The 18,271-nt window shown below is 45.3% G+C and carries 18 protein-coding genes; 10 read left to right on the forward strand and 8 right to left on the reverse strand.

Annotation, left to right across the window (positions count from 1 at the left end; genetic code table 11):
* The first annotated feature begins 6 nt into the window (after positions 1-6).
* The gene (uvrC, locus tag LZG74_RS06290; protein WP_233795733.1) at positions 7-1,824 is read left to right on the forward strand and encodes an excinuclease ABC subunit UvrC; all 1,818 of its coding nucleotides are present in this window, start codon (positions 7-9) and stop codon (positions 1,822-1,824) included.
* Here the strand turns inward: uvrC and LZG74_RS06295 are convergent.
* Positions 1,791-3,047, reverse strand: a complete 1,257-nt coding sequence (locus LZG74_RS06295; RefSeq protein ID WP_233795734.1) for an NAD(P)/FAD-dependent oxidoreductase — start codon at positions 3,045-3,047, stop codon at positions 1,791-1,793. The two genes, uvrC and LZG74_RS06295, sit on opposite strands and share 34 nt — an antisense overlap.
* Before the next feature lie 110 nt (positions 3,048-3,157).
* On the opposite strand from LZG74_RS06295, the gene LZG74_RS06300 reads away from it, so the two are divergent.
* Genes LZG74_RS06300 through LZG74_RS06325 form a run of 6 tightly spaced genes read left to right on the forward strand, consistent with a single transcriptional unit; the run spans position 3,158 to position 8,627 of the window.
* Positions 3,158-4,210: a saccharopine dehydrogenase family protein gene (locus LZG74_RS06300; RefSeq protein WP_233795735.1), complete on the forward strand. Its 1,053-nt coding sequence runs from the start codon at positions 3,158-3,160 to the stop codon at positions 4,208-4,210.
* Between the two features lie 30 nt (positions 4,211-4,240).
* Positions 4,241-5,779, forward strand: a complete 1,539-nt coding sequence (locus LZG74_RS06305) for an aldehyde dehydrogenase family protein (RefSeq protein ID WP_233795736.1) — start codon at positions 4,241-4,243, stop codon at positions 5,777-5,779.
* A gap of 59 nt (positions 5,780-5,838) precedes the next feature.
* Positions 5,839-6,108 (forward strand): PqqD family protein, encoded by a 270-nt coding sequence (locus LZG74_RS06310; RefSeq protein WP_233795737.1) that lies wholly within the window; start codon positions 5,839-5,841, stop codon positions 6,106-6,108.
* Between the two features lie 6 nt (positions 6,109-6,114).
* Positions 6,115-6,555 (forward strand): lasso peptide biosynthesis B2 protein, encoded by a 441-nt coding sequence (locus LZG74_RS06315; RefSeq protein WP_233795738.1) that lies wholly within the window; start codon positions 6,115-6,117, stop codon positions 6,553-6,555.
* Between the two features lie 16 nt (positions 6,556-6,571).
* A complete protein-coding gene (locus LZG74_RS06320) occupies positions 6,572-7,489 on the forward strand; it encodes a serine kinase (protein ID WP_233795739.1) in 918 nt (305 codons plus the stop codon).
* A gap of 1 nt (position 7,490) precedes the next feature.
* Positions 7,491-8,627, forward strand: coding sequence for a nucleotidyltransferase family protein (locus tag LZG74_RS06325; protein ID WP_233795740.1), 1,137 nt, complete (start codon positions 7,491-7,493; stop codon positions 8,625-8,627).
* On the opposite strand, the gene LZG74_RS06330 is transcribed toward LZG74_RS06325, so the two are convergent.
* The 3 genes from LZG74_RS06330 to rsfS form a co-directional block, all read right to left on the reverse strand.
* Positions 8,624-9,571 carry an aldose 1-epimerase gene (locus LZG74_RS06330; RefSeq protein WP_233795741.1) on the reverse strand — a complete coding sequence of 316 codons (948 nt, stop codon included), beginning with the start codon at positions 9,569-9,571 and terminating at the stop codon, positions 8,624-8,626. The two genes, LZG74_RS06325 and LZG74_RS06330, sit on opposite strands and share 4 nt — an antisense overlap.
* 92 nt (positions 9,572-9,663) lie before the next feature.
* The gene (ftsH, locus tag LZG74_RS06335; RefSeq protein WP_233795742.1) at positions 9,664-11,721 is read right to left on the reverse strand and encodes an ATP-dependent zinc metalloprotease FtsH; all 2,058 of its coding nucleotides are present in this window, start codon (positions 11,719-11,721) and stop codon (positions 9,664-9,666) included.
* Positions 11,722-11,793: 72 nt separating this feature from the next.
* A complete protein-coding gene (gene rsfS, locus LZG74_RS06340; RefSeq protein ID WP_233795743.1) occupies positions 11,794-12,177 on the reverse strand; it encodes a ribosome silencing factor in 384 nt (127 codons plus the stop codon).
* Positions 12,178-12,221: 44 nt separating this feature from the next.
* Here rsfS and LZG74_RS06345 point away from each other — a divergent pair, with 44 nt between their 5' ends.
* A complete protein-coding gene (locus LZG74_RS06345) occupies positions 12,222-12,989 on the forward strand; it encodes a biotin--[acetyl-CoA-carboxylase] ligase (RefSeq protein ID WP_233795744.1) in 768 nt (255 codons plus the stop codon).
* Position 12,990: 1 nt separating this feature from the next.
* Here the strand turns inward: LZG74_RS06345 and LZG74_RS06350 are convergent, their stop codons facing one another.
* A complete protein-coding gene (locus tag LZG74_RS06350) occupies positions 12,991-13,320 on the reverse strand; it encodes a transmembrane 220 family protein (RefSeq protein WP_026630892.1) in 330 nt (109 codons plus the stop codon).
* A 23-nt stretch (positions 13,321-13,343) separates the two neighbouring features.
* Entirely contained in the window at positions 13,344-14,045 is a 702-nt protein-coding gene (locus tag LZG74_RS06355) for a tetratricopeptide repeat protein (protein WP_255698995.1), read from the reverse strand.
* A 282-nt stretch (positions 14,046-14,327) separates the two neighbouring features.
* On the opposite strand from LZG74_RS06355, the gene fsa reads away from it, so the two are divergent.
* Positions 14,328-14,990, forward strand: coding sequence for a fructose-6-phosphate aldolase (gene fsa, locus LZG74_RS06360; RefSeq protein WP_233795746.1), 663 nt, complete (start codon positions 14,328-14,330; stop codon positions 14,988-14,990).
* Positions 14,991-14,996: 6 nt separating this feature from the next.
* Entirely contained in the window at positions 14,997-15,674 is a 678-nt protein-coding gene (locus tag LZG74_RS06365) for a cell division ATP-binding protein FtsE (protein WP_233795747.1), read from the forward strand.
* A 74-nt stretch (positions 15,675-15,748) separates the two neighbouring features.
* On the opposite strand, the gene LZG74_RS06370 is transcribed toward LZG74_RS06365, so the two are convergent.
* Positions 15,749-17,317, reverse strand: coding sequence for a bifunctional response regulator/alkaline phosphatase family protein (locus LZG74_RS06370; protein ID WP_026630896.1), 1,569 nt, complete (start codon positions 17,315-17,317; stop codon positions 15,749-15,751).
* 159 nt (positions 17,318-17,476) lie between these two features.
* On the reverse strand, positions 17,477-18,217 hold the full coding sequence (gene kdsB / locus LZG74_RS06375; protein ID WP_233795748.1) for a 3-deoxy-manno-octulosonate cytidylyltransferase: 741 nt from the start codon (positions 18,215-18,217) through the stop codon (positions 17,477-17,479).
* Positions 18,218-18,271: the final 54 nt, after the last annotated feature.

Raw genomic sequence — 18,271 nt, forward strand, 5'->3', positions numbered from 1 at the left:
TATTCAATGTCTGAATTCAATTATAAAGAAGAACTTTCAAAAATTCCGCTTGATCCAGGTGTATATCGCTATTTTGATGAAACCGGGGAAGTAATATATGTGGGTAAGGCGAAAAGCCTCAGAAGCCGGGTTTCGAGCTATTTCCTGAAATCCAATCAGCACGACCGTAAAACCAAACGGCTCGTAAGTCAGATCCGTCGCATTGAATACACAATCGTTCACAGCGAATGGGATGCATTATTGCTTGAAAATCAGCTTATCAAGCAGTTGCAGCCGAAGTTTAACATTCTCCTCAAAGACGACAAAACCTATCCCTTCATATGCGTTACGCAGGAGCGCTTTCCGCGTGTGTACGTAACGCGCAACCTGGACAGGACTAAGGGCACTTTTTACGGTCCGTTTGCCAGTTTGCGGACCATGCACACGCTGCTTGATATGTTCAGATCGCTTTACACGATCCGTTCGTGTCAGTTGCCGCTTTCGCAGGCGAACATTGAAGCAGGGAAATTTAAAGTTTGTCTGGAATACCACATTGGCAACTGCAAAGGCCCGTGCGAAGGGTTGCAGGACGAAGCCGAGTACAATGCGGAAATCGAACAGGTCCATAATATCCTGAAAGGCAATTTATCGCTGCCGCAACAATATTTTAAAGACAAAATGTTGAAAGCTGCCGAGCAAATGGAATTTGAAAAAGCACATTCCTGGAAAACGAAAATCGAAAGCCTTTCTAATTTCCAAAGCAAAGCCACTGTTACGAATCCGAAGATCGGGAACATTGATGTGCTGACGATCGTGTCCGATGAAGAAGCCGCGTATCTCAATTTTATGAAAATAAAACAGGGATATATGGTTGCTACACAGACCATTGAGGTGAAGAAAAAGCTTGATGAAAGCGATGCGGAAATCCTGGCATTAATGATAGTCGAAATGCGTTCCAAGTTTGGGGCCGAAGCCAAAGAGCTGATCTCGAACATTAAGCCCGATCTGGAAATGCGCCTGGAACTGACTGTCCCTCAGATAGGTGATAAAAAGAAACTGCTCGATATGTCCATGAAGAATGTGATGTATTTCCGCCGTGATAAAGCTGAGCGCAGGGAAGTGGAAGCATCTGCGACTTCGTCCAAAAAAGACAGGATTCTGATTCGTTTAAAGGCAGATTTGCAATTAAAGACGCTCCCTAGGCACATTGAATGCTTCGATAACTCCAACATTCAGGGCACGAACCCGGTTGCGGCCATGGTTTGTTTTAAGGACGGCAAGCCTTCTAAAAAGGACTACCGGCACTTCAACATTAAAACCGTGATCGGCCCCAATGACTTCGCGTCCATGAACGAGGTGGTAGGAAGGCGTTATCTCAGGCTGATTGCAGAAGAGCAGCCGCTCCCGGACTTAATAGTGGTCGATGGTGGAAAAGGGCAGCTTGGCGCTGCTTGTGATGCATTGAAAAATCTGGGTATATATGGCCAGGTGCCTATTATCGGCATTGCTAAAAGGTTGGAAGAAATCTACTTTCCGGAAGATTCCCTGCCGCTTTACATTGATAAAAAGTCTGAATCATTGAAGCTCATTCAGCAGATCCGCGATGAAGCGCACCGGTTCGGGATTACGTTTCACAGGGATAAGAGAAGCAAAGCCAGCCTGATCAGTGAACTGGACGGTGTGGACGGCGTAGGTAAGGTGACGGCTGCGAAATTGCTGAAATTCTTCGGTTCTGTCCGTGGTATCCGTGAAAGTTCATTGGAACAGTTGGCGGGGCTCGTCGGGCTTGACCGGGCGAAGAAGGTAAGGGCTTATTTCGATGCTATGGCAGACAATGTTGAGTGACCGGCCAGGTTTTTGCCGGCAATGTATCCGGTTGTCCAGGCATTTTGGAAATTGAAGCCACCTGTAATGCCATCAATGTCAAGCACTTCTCCTGCGAAATATAAACCTGGGACTGCTTTGCTTTCTAATGTTTCATGATTAATGTCGTTCAGGGAAATTCCGCCGCATGTCACGAACTCTTCCTTAAATGTTGTCTTTCCTTTTACGTCAAACTGACTGTTTGTCAGTAATTCAGTAAGCCGGTTCAATGCTTTCTTCGTCGCGTCCGACCAGCGCAGCTCGTCCGGAATTTCTGATTTTGCAACGAACACTTTCCATAACCGCGCGGGAATGCCCAGCCTTGCGTGCGAGGAGATTTGCTGTTTCGGCGTTTTGGCTTTTTCACCCATCAAAAATTCCCTGACCTGCTGCTCATTCATTTGCGGAACCCAATTGATCTTGCAAATAAAATTGTAATCTTTTTCCGCAAGATCGCGTGCGCCCCAGGCCGAAAGTTTCAGAACGGCCGGGCCACTAAAACCCCAATGTGTTATCAGCAGCGGGCCTTGCCATTCATGCTTGGTTCCTGAAATTTTCAAAAGAGCATCCTGAACTGAGACACCGGCCAGCGGCAGAAGATAATTCCCGGGTGTGTTAAATGTAAAAAGAGATGGAAGCGGGTTAATGATCGTGTGATCATGCGTTTGAAGCCAATCAAATCCGCTCGCCTTCGGATAGCCGCCGGTTGCAATCAGCAGTTTATCCGCATAGAGTTTTTCATCGTCATTTAGCTGAACCGAAAAACCTTCCCGGCCTTCCCCTGTAATTTGAGAAAATGACTGAACAGACGTGCCCGTTCTGATCTCAATGTTCAGGTTACGAGCCGTTCTGATCATGCATTCAATAATCGTTTGTGAAGAATCTGTAACCGGGAACATTCTGCCATCGGGCTCGGTCTTCAATTTTACACCCTTATTCTCAAACCAACTGACGGTGTCCTTCGCATCGAAATGATGTAGCAATTTCCGAAGCAACTTTTCACCACGGGGATAATTTTTAATAAAAAAACGCAGATCGGACGGGTTATGCGTCACATTGCAGCGGCCACCGCCCGACACCCGGACTTTGTTCAAAACCGTCTTATTCTTCTCCAAAATCACAATTTTCGCGTCCGGGTTCTCTTCTGCCGCCGTTATAGCAGCCATAAACCCGGAGGCGCCTCCACCCACAATGACAATCTGCATAGCACTTCTATTTATCATACAAAAATGACATGTAAGTTTTAAAAACTGCTATTTCTTTTCATATCTTTCTCCACAGCTAAAATATTTACAACCTAAATGTTTGACTATACATGCAAAAAATCCTCGTTATCGGTCTCGGAAAAGTGGGGTCTCTCGTCGGGACTTTATTGAGTAAAAAATTCAATGTTACCGGGGTTGATAAAACCCAACCTGCTGTGCTGCTTCCATTTCCGGTAATCCCCGGCGACATTAGCAATCCGGAATTTCTGGAACAAACGCTTGCCGGGTTTGATGCAGTTGTATCCTGCATGCCTTATAATCTCAACTTACCCATCGCGCGCAAAGCCTGCGAGCAGGGAATACATTATTTCGATCTGACCGAAGACGTTGCCACGACCGCCGCGATACGGGAAATGGCAAAGGAAAGCAGGAGCGTGCTTGCACCGCAATGTGGCCTGGCGCCTGGCTTTATTGGCATAGTAGGGATGGATCTGGCCAAACGGTTTACCAAATTACGCGACATCGAACTGCGCGTAGGCGCTTTGCCACGCTATCCGAATGGCTTGATGGGTTATTCTTTTACATGGTCTCCGGCGGGTGTCGTGAATGAGTATATCAATGATGCGGAAGTGATCCACAATGGCGTCCGGAAGATGGTTCCTTCATTGGAAGGCATTGAAATGATCAATATAGAAGGGCAGGAGTTTGAGGCTTTCATCACCTCCGGAGGTTTAGGGACCATGTGTGAAACATTGGAAGGAAAGCTGGATACGCTGAATTACAAGACGATACGATATCCCGGACATTGCAGTCTGATGCGTTTCATGCTTTACGAACTTTGCTTGAAGGATAAGCGCGAACTGATCGAGCAAATATTGACAGAGGCAAAACCGCCTGTGCAGCAGGATGTTGTTTACGTTTATGCAGTTGTTGAAGGCTGGAAAGAAAACCGGTTGGAAAGGGAAGAGTTTTACCGGGCATACCATCCCATTGAGATCGACGGGCAACATTGGCGCGCTATTTCCTGGACAACTGCCGCCTCCATTGCTTCGGTTGTAGAGATGGTTGCAAATGGTGTGTTACCCAGTAAGGGTTTTATTCGCCAGGAAGATATTTTATTGCAAGATTTCCTTCAAACGCAAAATGGTTCGTTTTTTAATTGAGAAGGAACATTACACACAAAAGACTTAGTAATGGAAAATATACAAACCGTCCTGGATGCGCTAGGCATTCAGCAGCTTAATAATGGTGTTAGCACAGGCAAAGTTCATCAGGCCGGAAATGGAGGGATTTTGGAATCCGTTTCGCCGGTTGACGGTAAAAGAATTGCGCAGGCAAACCAGGCTGATCGCTCTGATTATGACTTCGTGGTGCAGAAAGCGGTAGAAGCATTTAAAATTTGGAAACAGATCCCTGCACCAAAACGCGGTGAGATCGTGCGCCAGATGGGTGATCAGCTTCGGAAATTTAAAACGGAGCTTGGCACACTGGTAAGTTATGAAATGGGTAAAAGCTTGCAGGAAGGATTGGGAGAAGTGCAGGAAATGATCGATATCTGCGATTTTGCAGTGGGTCTTTCGCGCCAGCTTTACGGATTAAGCATGCATAGCGAACGCCCGCAACACCGGATGTATGAGCAATGGCATCCGGTCGGTGTCGTCGGCATTATTTCTGCATTTAATTTTCCGGTTGCAGTCTGGTCGTGGAATGCGATGCTGGCGTGGGTTTGCGGGGATGTTTGTATCTGGAAACCTTCGGAAAAAACGCCGCTAACGGCATTGGCATCACAAAACATTATCAAAACAGTGCTTGAAAAAAACGATGTGCCGGAAGGCGTGTCGTGTATTTTGACGGGCGGCCGCGAAGTAGGAGCATGGCTGGCAAATGATCCCCGGATCGCATTGGTTTCGGCAACGGGAAGCACACGGATGGGTAAAGCGGTGGGTGAAGCTGTGGCTAGGCGGCTGGGTAAAAGCTTGCTTGAACTGGGCGGTAACAATGCCATCATTATCACGCCGTCGGCCGACCTGCATGTTGCTATCCCCGGCATTGTATTCGGGGCAGTGGGAACAGCTGGCCAGCGATGCACATCTACCCGAAGGATCATTGTCCAGGCTGAGATTTATGAAGAGGTGAAGCAGCGGCTGGTGAAAGCATACGCGCAACTGCGCATTGGAAATCCACTTGATGCCAACATGCACGTCGGTCCGTTGATCGATACGGATGCTGTTTCTCAATATCAGCTTGCCGTAGAAAAAGTGATAGACGCCGGTGGCACTTTTATTGTCGAGCCGCAAGTGCTGAATGGGCCAGAATTTTCGTCTGGATGTTACGTTGCGCCTTGTATTGCGGAGGTTCAAAATAGATATGCAATTGTGCAGCATGAGACCTTCGCGCCCATTCTTTATTTGATCAAATACAATGATCTGGAAGAAGCCATCGGCATCCAGAATGACGTTCCGCAAGGATTATCATCTGCTATTTTTACGCTAAATATCAGAGAATCAGAGCTGTTCCTTTCTCATGCAGGATCCGATTGCGGGATTGCTAATGTGAACATTGGCACTTCGGGAGCGGAGATTGGCGGGGCATTCGGCGGAGAAAAAGAAACGGGCGGCGGTCGTGAATCGGGTTCGGATGCCTGGAAAGTTTATATGCGCAGGCAGACAAACACGATCAATTACGGAACGGCACTCCCGCTGGCGCAGGGAATAAAGTTTGAGATTGAGTAATTAAAATTTTTAACTTTGTACAAATCAAAACACATTATATAACATCAGAATAGCCCCTCATGACTAAATACCAACTTACCTCAGACCAGATTAGCTCCAAAGTAGCCGGCGAAACAGTCATACTCAATCACAGCAAAGGTGCTTATTACGGACTGAATGAAGTAGGAATGCTTGTCTGGGATAATCTGGAAAAGGGCCCACAAACCATTGATTCTCTTTGTGATGCAGTGATCAGCGAATACGAGATTGATGCTGAAACTTGTAAAAATGATATTGACTTTTTGCTGAAAGACCTTATTTCTGAAAAACTGGTGGAGGTAACTAATTAGGGACGATTGGGACGAGTTAAGCACCATATTGCCAAATGGAACGGTTTATCGCATGAAGGAAAGCTCATTTTTCTGAAAGCGGCTGTGAGTCTGGTGCTTATCAAAACGGGTCTGGCGATTTTACCCTTTGGCACATTCAGGAAAATATTCCATTGGCTTTGCAAAAGTGAATACACCGGTGAAATATCCCAGGAAAGAATCGATCAGACTGTCTGGGCCGTGGATACTGCCTCCCATATACTGCCATTAGAATTGCTATGTCTCCCGCGCGCGCTGGCAACAAAATATCTGCTCCGTAAAGTGCCCGCATTAACATTAGAAATAGGCATCGAAGTAAATCCTGCCAAGCAGTTTGAGGCACATGCCTGGGTGGAGAAAAACGGCTCCGTCATTATGGGTAACTGGCCGGAATCAGTTCTTTATCAGCGAATTTGGGTTTGGAAATGATTTTACCATAATATACATGCATTATTATAAAGCCTTTGGGTTAAATATCCTTTCCGAAATACAACTTCCCGAATTAAGTGACGGAGACGGTAACTCCGATCCCGATTTATATATCAAATCAGCAGCATTCGAATTGCCTGCTCTGGGCAAAACACAGTTGTATCGAAGAGGCGTGCGGGCATCATTCGGGAAAGATGCTGACGAGAATCTTTATTTGCATTGGGATAATATAGCCTCGTTTAAAGCCACAAATGGTAATTATCTGTATGTTAATGCATTAACTAATGACGATAATCTGATAAGCCTGTTTACAGTAAGTGAGGCTATCGGTTTGATCCTGTTTCAACGCGGGTTGTTTCTCCTGCATGCAAGCTCGGTGCAGGTGGGCAATGAAGGCTGGTGTTTCATGGGAACGCCGGGAGCCGGAAAGTCAACAACGGCAGCTGCGTTTATTAAGGCAGGTTGCAAATTACTAAGTGACGACCTAACCGCTATCGCCTTCCATGAAGATGGATCAGCTTACATTGTTCCTGCATATCCACAGCTTAAAATCTGGGACAAAACGGTCGCAGGCCTGCACTACTCGGAATCCGAATTACATCCGGTGAGCGAAGGCGTCAACAAATTCTCTTATGAGCCGAAATCAGGTTTTTCACATGAGCCGGTGCCATTAAAGAAAGTGTTTTTTCTGCATAGAGCGCGCAATAGGAAGCCGTTGGCAGCGCTGTCTGCCGCTGAGATCCCAACCGAGACATTGAAGCACTTCCCGCTGCCCAGCCAACTGCTTACCAGGGACGTTTTGAAAAGACTTTTTTTACAGAGCTTCCAATGCAGCAAATCCGCGAAGCTGTGGAAGAAGAAACGTCCGGACGGATTTGAAAACCTGGAAAAATGGGTCAGTGAATGCATTCCGGAACAACAAACAGCCGGATAATATGCCAGACCTGAAAATTTCTCCCGAGCTGGCCCTGCTGATTGAAGCTGCGCTCGGAGGGAAATCAAAACCGCCATTCCAAATACATCAACGCGAGGTAGTCTGGCCAAAATTCACAAGGCTGGCCAACTGGCATCAGGTGAGACCATTATTATTGGATCATTTGCAAAACGGGGCAGAACAGCCTGAAATTCCTGTTAAACATTTAGCGGCTTTGAAAGAATTCGCGATGGGGCAGGCCGTGACAAATATGGCGTTTTTAGGAATTTCCGTGCGCTTATATCAGCAGCTTATTGCGGCTGACGTCAAAGCTTTTTTAATGAAAGGTGCATTGTGGGCCTGGCTGTTGTATGACAAGCCCAATCAGCGGGAATTCGGCGATATTGACTTTTTTATCAAGGAAGAAGATGTTCCGCAAAGTCTTGACACATTGAAAACAAGTGGCTTTGCGCCAGACGCTTACCGCAGGTATTTATTGAGTGAGGATGCATTGAGACAGGCCTATCTGGATACGGATTATCAGCTTCCTTTAGAACCGGTCGGGGAACATACATTGCAGTCGCTGGAAGTCCAGTGGAGGCCGAGTTACCCTCGTTACTGCTATGATCTGACGTGGGAAGAACTTTCAAATGATATGATTGAGGTGCAAATGGCTGGTGCTGCTATCCACATTCCCCGCATGGAAAACCAATTGCTCCTGATGGTCATTCACCATGGCGGCATCGAGCAGTGGGACAAGCTGAAATACATGGGCGATTTCGTAAGACTTTTACGGAAACATGCGGATGAACTCGATTGGGATTACATTCAGGACATGACGATTAAGAAAGGTTTCAACCGGCTGCTCATGGAATCGCTGGCGATGGCCCATATGCTTACTGGTGAAACCTTTTCAAGCCCGAACATGGCAGATACTGTGAACGCTCCTTCCGAACATTTTAGAAATGCAATTCTTACGCATTGGGAAAACGAACGTCCGGTATTGAAGTCAAAATCGTGGCGCATATTTACTTATAATATGCGCCATAGGGATAATCTGAGCATTAAACTATCAATTATCACTGCCCATTTACGCTATCTCACTTACTGGAAGTTGCTCTGGCATAAGGCCTTTTGGTACAAGCAACACCGCTCTTAAACGAGCGTAAGTGTAATGGAGCCGGAAATGCTCTTTCCATGCGCAAGAATGTTAAGCCCTTCGCCGGAATTGAATGAATCCACATTGGCTGTCAATGGCTCAATAGCCACACAATCGCGCGCAGGCGGGGTGTATACGACCAGATAATTAAACTTGCCTTCTCCGGTTTCCTGTTTGATCCGCAATGTAATGTCCTGATTCTCTGAGATCAGCTCAGTTGTGACACTGTCAGACGCAGCATTTACCACGAAGCAATTATCAAATGCCTTTTGATATATTTTGGTCGGCTTTTCTACAAGAAACGGCTTTCTGCCAACCGGAATCTGGTTATTGTCAAAATCTACAATTTCATCAGAAGGAATGTTGATCTTCCATGCGTCGGCCTGCTCATTACCAAGCACGAAATATGGATGCCATCCAAACATTGCCGGAGCCGGCTCATTACCTTGATTAATCGCCTCATAAGTTAATACAAACCGCCCGTCGGCGTGCAATGTATAAAGTACGGAGAAATCCACGGCAAATGGATAGCCTTCGGGATTATTGATCGAATAGGAGAGTTTCACCGAAGCCCTGTCGGCCTGAATGTCCTGCTCCTCAATGTTGAATGATTGTTTTCTCACCAATCCGTGTATGGCGTTCAGGTTGCCGGTTTCATTTTTAACCAACTGATATTCTTTACCCAGAAACTTATATTTCCCATCCGGAATCCTGCTAGCAAACGGAAAGAGGAGTTCGCTAGCACTCTTCGTATCCGCAAGGAGGCTGTCGGGAGTAGGCGGCGTCTTTAACAGAGAAAACAAAGTAAGCCCTTTTCTCAGTGATAACTGGCGAACAATGCCGCCTAACTCAGGAATAATAACACAGCGATTTCCAGTTGTTGATTCCTGGATTACAAGTTCAGTAAGCTCGCCAAATTGTTGTTCAAATATTTCAAAAGACATCTGTTGCGGAGTTTGGGATGGATGTTTGTTACAAAAATAATAGCCGGACAATGTGATTGCCCGGCTATATATAATTATGAAGTCAAAGCGGCTTATTCGTTTGAAACGTCTTTACCTGCCTCTGCCAATTCTTCTTCTTTGTTGTCTTTTTCCAATGTATGTTTTACAACTTCCTCATGGATCGCTGCTTCTTCATTGGAACGACGGTTAATGTAGGCCTGATAGCTCGTTTCCTTCTCGTAAGGACGTTTTCCAATCAGTTTTTCAAGATCACTCTGGAATAAAATTTCTTTTTCCAAAAGCTCTTTCGCCAACACTTCCAATTTGTCCCGCTTCTCGAATAACAGATTTTTAACAAACTGGTATGCCTGATCGATCAGCTTTCTAACTTCTTCATCAATAGCTTGTGACGTTGATTCGGAATATGGCTTCGTGAATGCGTAATCGCTTTGTTTGGAATCGTAGTAAGAAATGTTTCCGATACGCTCGTTCATTCCGTACATGGTTACCATGCTGTACGCCACTTTCGTAACGCGTTCAAGGTCACTTAATGCACCGGTTGAGATCTTGCCGAAAACTACATCTTCCGCAGCGCGACCGCCTAATGTCATACACATTTCGTCAAACAGCTGTTCTGTACGATACAAATACTGTTCTCTCGGAAGATACTGAGCATAACCTAATGCTGCAACACCACGGGGAACGATCGATACTTTAACCAATGGATCAGCGTGTTCCAGGAACCAGCCTGCCACCGCGTGACCTGCTTCATGGTAAGCAACGATTTCCTTTTCCTCAGGTGAGATCAGTTTGTTTTTCTTTTCCAATCCACCGATAACCCGGTCCATTGCATCCTGGAAGTCCTGCATAGTTACTTCCTCACGGTTACGACGGGCTGCAATTAATGCTGCTTCGTTACAAACGTTCGCAATTTCAGCTCCCGCAAAACCGGGCGTCTGAGATGATAGTTTTTGAATGTTAACGTCAGTCGACAATTTCAAAGGTTTCAAATGCACTTTGAAAATCGCTTCACGACCGATAACATCCGGCTTATCAACTGAGATCTGACGGTCAAAACGGCCTGGACGAAGCAAAGCTGGGTCCAAAACATCCGGACGGTTGGTTGCTGCTACGATAATGATACCGGAATCGGTAGCAAAACCATCCATTTCAACCAGCAGCGAGTTCAATGTATTTTCGCGTTCGTCATTGGAACCTGGCATTGCACCACGTCCACGTGAACGGCCAACTGCGTCGATCTCATCAATAAAGATGATACAAGGCGCTTTTTCTTTTGCTTGCTTGAAAAGGTCACGAACACGCGCCGCACCCACACCCACGAACATTTCAACGAAGTCGGAACCGGACAGGGAGAAGAATGGAACGCCAGCTTCACCGGCAACAGCCTTGGCCAACAATGTTTTACCCGTTCCCGGAGGTCCTACAAGCAATGCACCTTTTGGAATTTTAGCACCCAGCTTCTTGAATTTGTCCGGGCTTTGCAGATATTCAACGATCTCTTTAATCTCTTCTTTCGCTTCGTCAAGGCCTGCAACGTCGTTAAAAGTGATTTTAACTTTGTTTTCAGCATCGAACAATGTAGCACGTGAACGGCCAATGTTAAAAATCTGACCACCCGGCCCAACGCCGCCGGACATTCTGCCCAGAATGAAGTACATCACCAGGATCATGACAATGAAAAAGCCCCAGGTTCCGAGGAAGCTGGTCCAGTCGTTACGCGTATCTACAACAAAAGGCACCTTGTCATCGTCAGGAATGCCTTCCTGCATTTTGTCGAAATCTTTCTTAAATGTTTCAGCGGACGTTACCTGGAATTGGTAATGAGAAACTGTCTCACCACCGAAATAATTATTCTCCTTTGCAACAACCTTGTATTTATCTTGTTTCAGGGCCTCTGGTTTCAGCGTTACCTCAACAGACTTGTCATTAACAATCGTTACCCGTTCGACTTCTTTGTCAGCCATCATTTTCTCGAAACGCTTTTGCGTCGTCTCGCGAATGGTTGAGGTCCGGTTGAGGTATGTTATTCCAAGTATAGTGGCAATCAGAGCAGCGATAATCCAGCCCTGATATCCTTTTTGGGGACTTTTAGGACTGAGAGGCCCTCTTTTGTTATCGTTTTCGGACATTCTGTGTTTTTAATTAAGAGGAAATATAATAAACAACATTCCGGCCCAGGCGAATGTTCACCTGCCGGTCATTTATACCATGGAATCTTCCAGGTATGTCACCTCTGCATCTCCCCAAAGTTCTTCCAGATCATAATGCTTGCGGCGATCTTTGTTGAATATGTGTGCGACAACGTCAACATAATCAATCAAGATCCACTCTCCATTCGCCTTTCCTTCCTTCTGCCAGGGTTCTGTTTTGGACATTTTATAAATTTCGTCTTCAACCGAATTGGCCAAAGCATCTATCTGCGTGTCGGAGTTACCCGAACAAATTACAAAAAAATCAGTGATTGAGTTTTTTACATTTCTGAGGTCAAGTATTGCGATGTCCAGGCCCTTCTTTTCTATCATTCCTTTTGCTACCAGCTCAGAGAGATCTTTTGAGGATAGTTCTTTATTTTTGCGTTCTTTCATTCGTAGTTAATTCCTTTTCTAAACCCTAAAGTAAAACAAAAAAATTGTACAACTCTATACAGGATACCTTAATAATTGGTAAAAAAGTTATATATCTGCCAACTTGTCACTCTACAAACGACATAGCGGCTGAAATAGTGCACGCAGGGTTGTTTGACGAAGGGACTATTGTCATAACCGACAATCAGGTAAAAGGGAGGGGGCAGCGAGGGACCGAATGGGTGGCGGATCCGGGTCAGAATCTCACATTCTCGGTCATTTTAAAGCCCGGTTTCCTGCCGGTAGGAGACCAGTTTTTACTAAGCCAGACAGTCGCTTTGGGAATCTGCGCTTATGCCGCATTATACGTTAATGACGCCAAAGTGAAATGGCCAAATGATGTGCATGTGAATGGCAAAAAAGTAAGCGGCGTCCTGATCGAAAATTCCATTCAGGGAAGCAGAATTGCCAGCTCGATCATAGGCATAGGCGTGAACATTAACCAGGCAGCCTTTACGAATTCTTACGCAACATCTATTGGCAGGGAAACAGGCCGGCAGTTTGTGCTCAGCGAAGAATTTCAAAAGCTGCTTCGCTGCCTCGATCATTCCTATGCCGATTTGAAATCCAGAACATTACATGATCGTATCCGTAAAGATTATTTGACAAACCTCTTCGGATACAATCACGCTGTTCGGTTTAAATATCAGGACCGCGTTCTTGAAGGCACGGTAAGCCATGTTACTTTGCAGGGCAAGCTGGTTATGAAACTGCTTTCCGAAAGCGGCATGCTGGAAGTCGGGCTGAAAGAAATAGAATGGCTGAAAGATTAGATCAGCCCCATTTGCCTATCACAATCATCACAATCGTGCAGATTCCCAAGCCGAGCGACTCTCTTGCCAATTCAATGTTGAGGCTTCGCATGGCAGTTTCTCCAAAGAATACCCCTTCAAATTCCGGCGGCCATTGCAGCACAGCCGCGACCAGATATCCCGCACCAAGCGCATAAAACACCCAGCTAGGCCACAGTTCACGAATGCTCATAAAACAGGCAAGCGCTGCAAAACTGTAAATAGCAATCCATAAGCCCGAATCGGGGTCGTTAAGCTGTAAATAAGCAAAAGCGATGAAAAGTATTCCGGAAGCAATCTTAAAAAGTCTCATATCGAAGTGGGGTTAGATTGGTTTTATTTACAAAATTGCGCCAGCGCATTGGCAGCATCCGAGTAACCAACATTAAGGGCTTGTTTCAGATTCGTACAACCCAAATCCTTTTCACCATCATTCCATTGCGCAAGGCCGAGCCCGTAAAATGCTTTGCCATAAGCTGCGTCCAAACGTACGGTCTGGCGAAAGGCCAGTGTGGCTTTCTTGTAGTCTTTGTTGCGATAGCAGGTATTTCCGAGGTTATACCAGGCCATTTTGTTGTTGTCATCCAGTTTGGTGGCTTTCTCAAAGTCAGCGATGGCTTCGGTGGGTCTTTCCATTAACACCAATAACTGACCACGGTTAAGGAATACGTCGGCGGTGTCCGGCGCGAGTTCAGCTGATTTATTATAATCTGCAAATGCGGAATCCAGCTTGTTCTCATCTGTGTAAAGCAGCGCACGATTAAAGTATGGTCGGTAGGAGGCTGGTTTTATTTTGATTGCCTGGCCAAAATCCAAGAGTGCGCTTGGGTATTCTTTCAGTTCGTAATAAGCAACGCCCCGTAAATTGAATGCATCAGCGTTCGCATCGTCTTTTTCAATGGCTTTGTTGATGAACTCAATGGCTTCACGGGTCTTGCCCTGTTGCATTAATTCTTTCCCTTTTTGCAAAAAAGCATCAGAAGATTGGGCACATGAAACACATAAATAGAGGAAAAATAAAAAAAAATAACGCGGCATAACTGTTCATTTCTAATTGATTCGCACAAAAGTAAGCCCAAACGTTAAATGAATGTTTTCTTTTTGTCAATAAAATGTCTTTATCTTTGCACCTGGCAAATCGGAACTACCAGCTCCTTCCGAATCCCCCAGGTCCTGACGGAAGCAAGGGTAGGTGGTCGATGCGGTGAGATTCTCGGTTTGCCTTTTTTTATGTCCTTTCGGTTCTATTCTCCTCTTTCTTTTTGCTTTTGACCAGGGTTTTCTACTTTTGTGGAATATTCTAACCAATAAATTCCCGTTATGAAATTTTTTATTGATACTGCTAACCTGGCAGAGATTCAGGAAGCACAAGCACTTGGTGTTTTGGACGGCGTTACTACCAACCCATCGTTAATGGCTAAGGAAGGAATTACGGGCAGGGATAACATCATGCGCCACTACAAAGCAATCTGCGACATCGTAGAAGGAGATGTAAGTGCAGAGGTTATTTCAATCGATTTGGCTGGAATGATCCGTGAAGGTGAAGAATTGATCGAGATCGACGACAAGATCGTTGTGAAGATCCCTATGACGAAAGAAGGCGTTAAAGCTTTGAAATATTTCTCTGGAAAAGGTGTTCGTACCAACTGTACATTGATTTTCTCAGCAGGACAGGCTCTTTTGGCTGCAAAAGCAGGTGCTACATATGTTTCTCCATTCATCGGTCGTCTGGACGATATTTCAACAGACGGTATCGCGTTGATCGAGCAAATCCTTTTGATTTACAGAAACTACGGTTTTGATACACAAGTTCTGGCAGCATCTGTTCGTCACCCAATGCACATTATCCAATGCGCAGAAGTTGGTGCAGATGTAATGACTGGTCCTTTGAGCGCGATGGAAGCATTGCTGAAACACCCGCTTACGGATATCGGACTGGAAAAATTCCTTGCTGATTACAAAAAGGGAAATCCAAATACCTAATTTTTTATGACGGAGTCAACAGAGCCAATTATCATACTGGATCGGGCAGATATTTATCAGGGTGAGCGGCCTGTTTTAAACGATGTACATTTTGAAATAAAAAACGGTGAATTCGTCTACATGATCGGACGGACCGGAAGCGGAAAAAGTTCTCTTTTGAAGACGTTGTACGCGGACTTGTGGCTGCACACAGGATCTGCCAAAGTAGTTGGTTACGAGCTGCACAACATTAAAAGATCTGATATTCCGTTTCTTCGCCGTAAAATAGGCATTGTTTTTCAGGACTTTCAGTTGCTTTCCGATCGCTCTGTTGAGGATAACCTGTCATTTGTTTTAAAAGCAACTGGCTGGGACGATAAGGGCAAAATCTCAAAGCGCATTGCTGAGGTTTTAATGCAGGTAGGACTGGGAACTGCACAGAAAAGAATGCCTCACCAGCTTTCGGGCGGTGAGCAGCAGCGGGTCGTAATTGCCCGCGCCATGCTGAACGAGCCGCGGATACTGATCGCCGATGAGCCTACGGGTAATCTGGATCCGGAAGTAGCGGAGCAGATTATGCAGGTTTTTAAGACGATCAACAACGCTGGCGTTGCTATTCTGATGGCAACCCATAACCACGAATTCCTGAGGAAATTCCCGGCGCGTGTTTTGAAATGCGAGAACGGAAGTGTTATAGAAGGCTGATTAAAATAAGCCTGTAAAAGGAAAAGCATCCTGTCGAGCGACGGGATGCTTTACTTTTTTATATGAACCTTAAATTACTTTGCAGTTAAATCAATGATCGGAATAATCATTTCTTCCAGTGACACACCTCCGTGCTGGAATGTATCCCGGTACAAATTCACGTATTGATTATAGTTGTTCGGGTAGGCAAAGAAATAATCCTCCTTGGTAAACACATAAGATGTAGAAACGTGTGGTTTTGGAAGGAAAATTCTTTCAGGCTTGCGGCACACCATCAGGTTTTTATCATCAAAGCCCAAATTCTTTCCGTGTTTGTAACGGAGGTTTGTATTCGTTTCGCGGTAACCTATGATTTTTACCGGTTTCTGAACGCGGATCATGCCGTGGTCCGTAGTCAGGATCAATCTGCATTTTTTCTCCGCCACCTTTTTAATGAAGTCCAAAAGTGGTGAATGCTGGAACCAGGATTTGGTAATAGACCTGTAAGCAGCCTCATCCGGCGCCAGTTCTTTTATCATCTGAACGTCCGTCCGTGCATGCGATAGCATATCCACAAAGTTGTAAACCACCACATTCAGCTGGTTATTCAGCATGTTGTTGAAGTTGTCAATCAATGCTTTACCCTGGTTGGCGTTCAGGATTTTGTGATAGGAGCTTTTTACGTTATTAAGGTGGTTCATTTCCAACTGCTTTTGCAGGAAGTCATGCTCGTGATTGTTCAATCCCTCTTCACCTTCGGGCGTATTTTCGTCACTTACCCACCATTGCGGATGCTTACGCTCCATTTCGCTAGGCATAAGGCCCGAGAAAATCGCATTACGGGCATACCCGGTCGTTGTAGGCAAGATAGAGTAGTAGGACGACTCTTCCTCAATGTTGAAATATTCCTGCAAGATTGGCTGAATCATTTTCCATTGGTCATAACGGAAATTATCAATCAGCAGGAAAAACAATGGTTCATCAGATCCCTTAAGATGCGGGAAAACCTTTTGTTTCATCAATTGATGTGACAAAATAGGCTTATCCGAACGCGGGTCGTTCAGCCATTCTTCATATTCGTCTTCAATAAACTTGCAAAAGTTAGCATTCGCCTCGCTTTTTTGCATGCTGAAAACCTCCGCCATACCTTGGTCTTCGGAGCTTTCCAGTTCCAATTCCCAGTAAATCAGCTTTTTATAAATATCCGCCCATTCTTCATGTCCAATCCGGTCCTGATATTGCATCGCCAGATTCCGGAATTCCTGCTGGTAACTTAATGTCGTTTTTTCAGTAACGAGTCTTTTATTGTCCAGGATCTTCTTTACAGAAAGTAATATTTGATTGGGATTCAGTGGTTTGATCAAGTAGTCATCGATTTTGGAACCGATGGCATCTTCCATAATATGCTCTTCCTCACTCTTTGTAATCATCACAACAGGCAAATTCGGCTGTTGCTGTTTTATTTGTGCCAATGTTTCGAGGCCAGTCATACCCGGCATCATTTCGTCCAGAAAAACAATGTCAAACCGGTCATTTTCAATGCGGTCCAGTGCATCGGCGCCGCTGTTCACGGGCGTAACACTGTAACCTTTATTGGTCAAAAACATGATATGTGGTTTGAGAAGATCTATTTCGTCATCGGCCCAAAGAATGTTATATTGCATAGATACGTTTTTTCAATTGTTGTTAATAAAATCACTACAAGGGTAACGCCCCAGTTTGAACGGGTCGTATAAAAATACCCATTTTAACGTTTTTTAAGAGAATAAAATCTGAAAGCGCGTTGCCGAAAAAGTTACAAATAGCGTTCCAGATGCCGGAATTTAAAGCAAAAACTTTCTGCTTACACGAATCAGGTCCTCCGGCGTATCCACGCCATGAGAGTCGTCAGAAGTGATCACTGCTTTGATTGCATAACCATTTTCCAGCCACCGAAGTTGCTCCAGTGCTTCTGCTTTTTCGAGCGAGGAAACGGGTAATTTAGTGATTTCCGCAAGGACGTCCGCCCGGTAAGCGTAGATGCCTATATGTTTGTAAAATGTATGAGCGCCAAGCCATTGGCCCGATTCCGGGTTGCGTAAATAAGGGATTGTTTGCCTGCTGAAATACAGGACTTCGTTGCGCTTATTCAAAACGGCTTTGGGTACATTGTGATTAAAAAGGATTTCATCGCTGTCAATCACTTTGACAAGCGTTGCGAGTTCCACTTCACCATTCAATGCTTCTGCCAGATTATCAATGGGTTCAGGGCTGATAAATGGCTCGTCCCCCTGGATGTTGATCACATATTCGTATATGCCATCCGTTTTGGAAAGTGCTTCGAAACAACGGTCCGTCCCGCTCTGGTGCGCGCTATCCGTCATAATGGCTTTGCCGCCGAAATCCACAACATGGTTAAAGATTCTTTCGTCATCCGTGGCAACAATTACCTGATCGAGTTGTGTAGCTTTGGACGATTGTTCATAAACCCGCTGGATCATGCTTTTTCCGCCTATATCAACCAGTGCTTTGGCTGGAAAACGGGTGGAAGCGTAGCGGGCAGGGATTATTCCTAGTATTCGCACGAGGTCGGTTGGTCTATATTTTTGTTGAATTTTGTTTCAAAATAAAGCTAAAAA

Origin of the sequence: Dyadobacter sp. CY327 (genome assembly GCF_021390415.1) — a bacterium.
In the GTDB taxonomy this organism is placed as follows: Bacteria; Bacteroidota; Bacteroidia; order Cytophagales; family Spirosomataceae; genus Dyadobacter; species Dyadobacter chenhuakuii.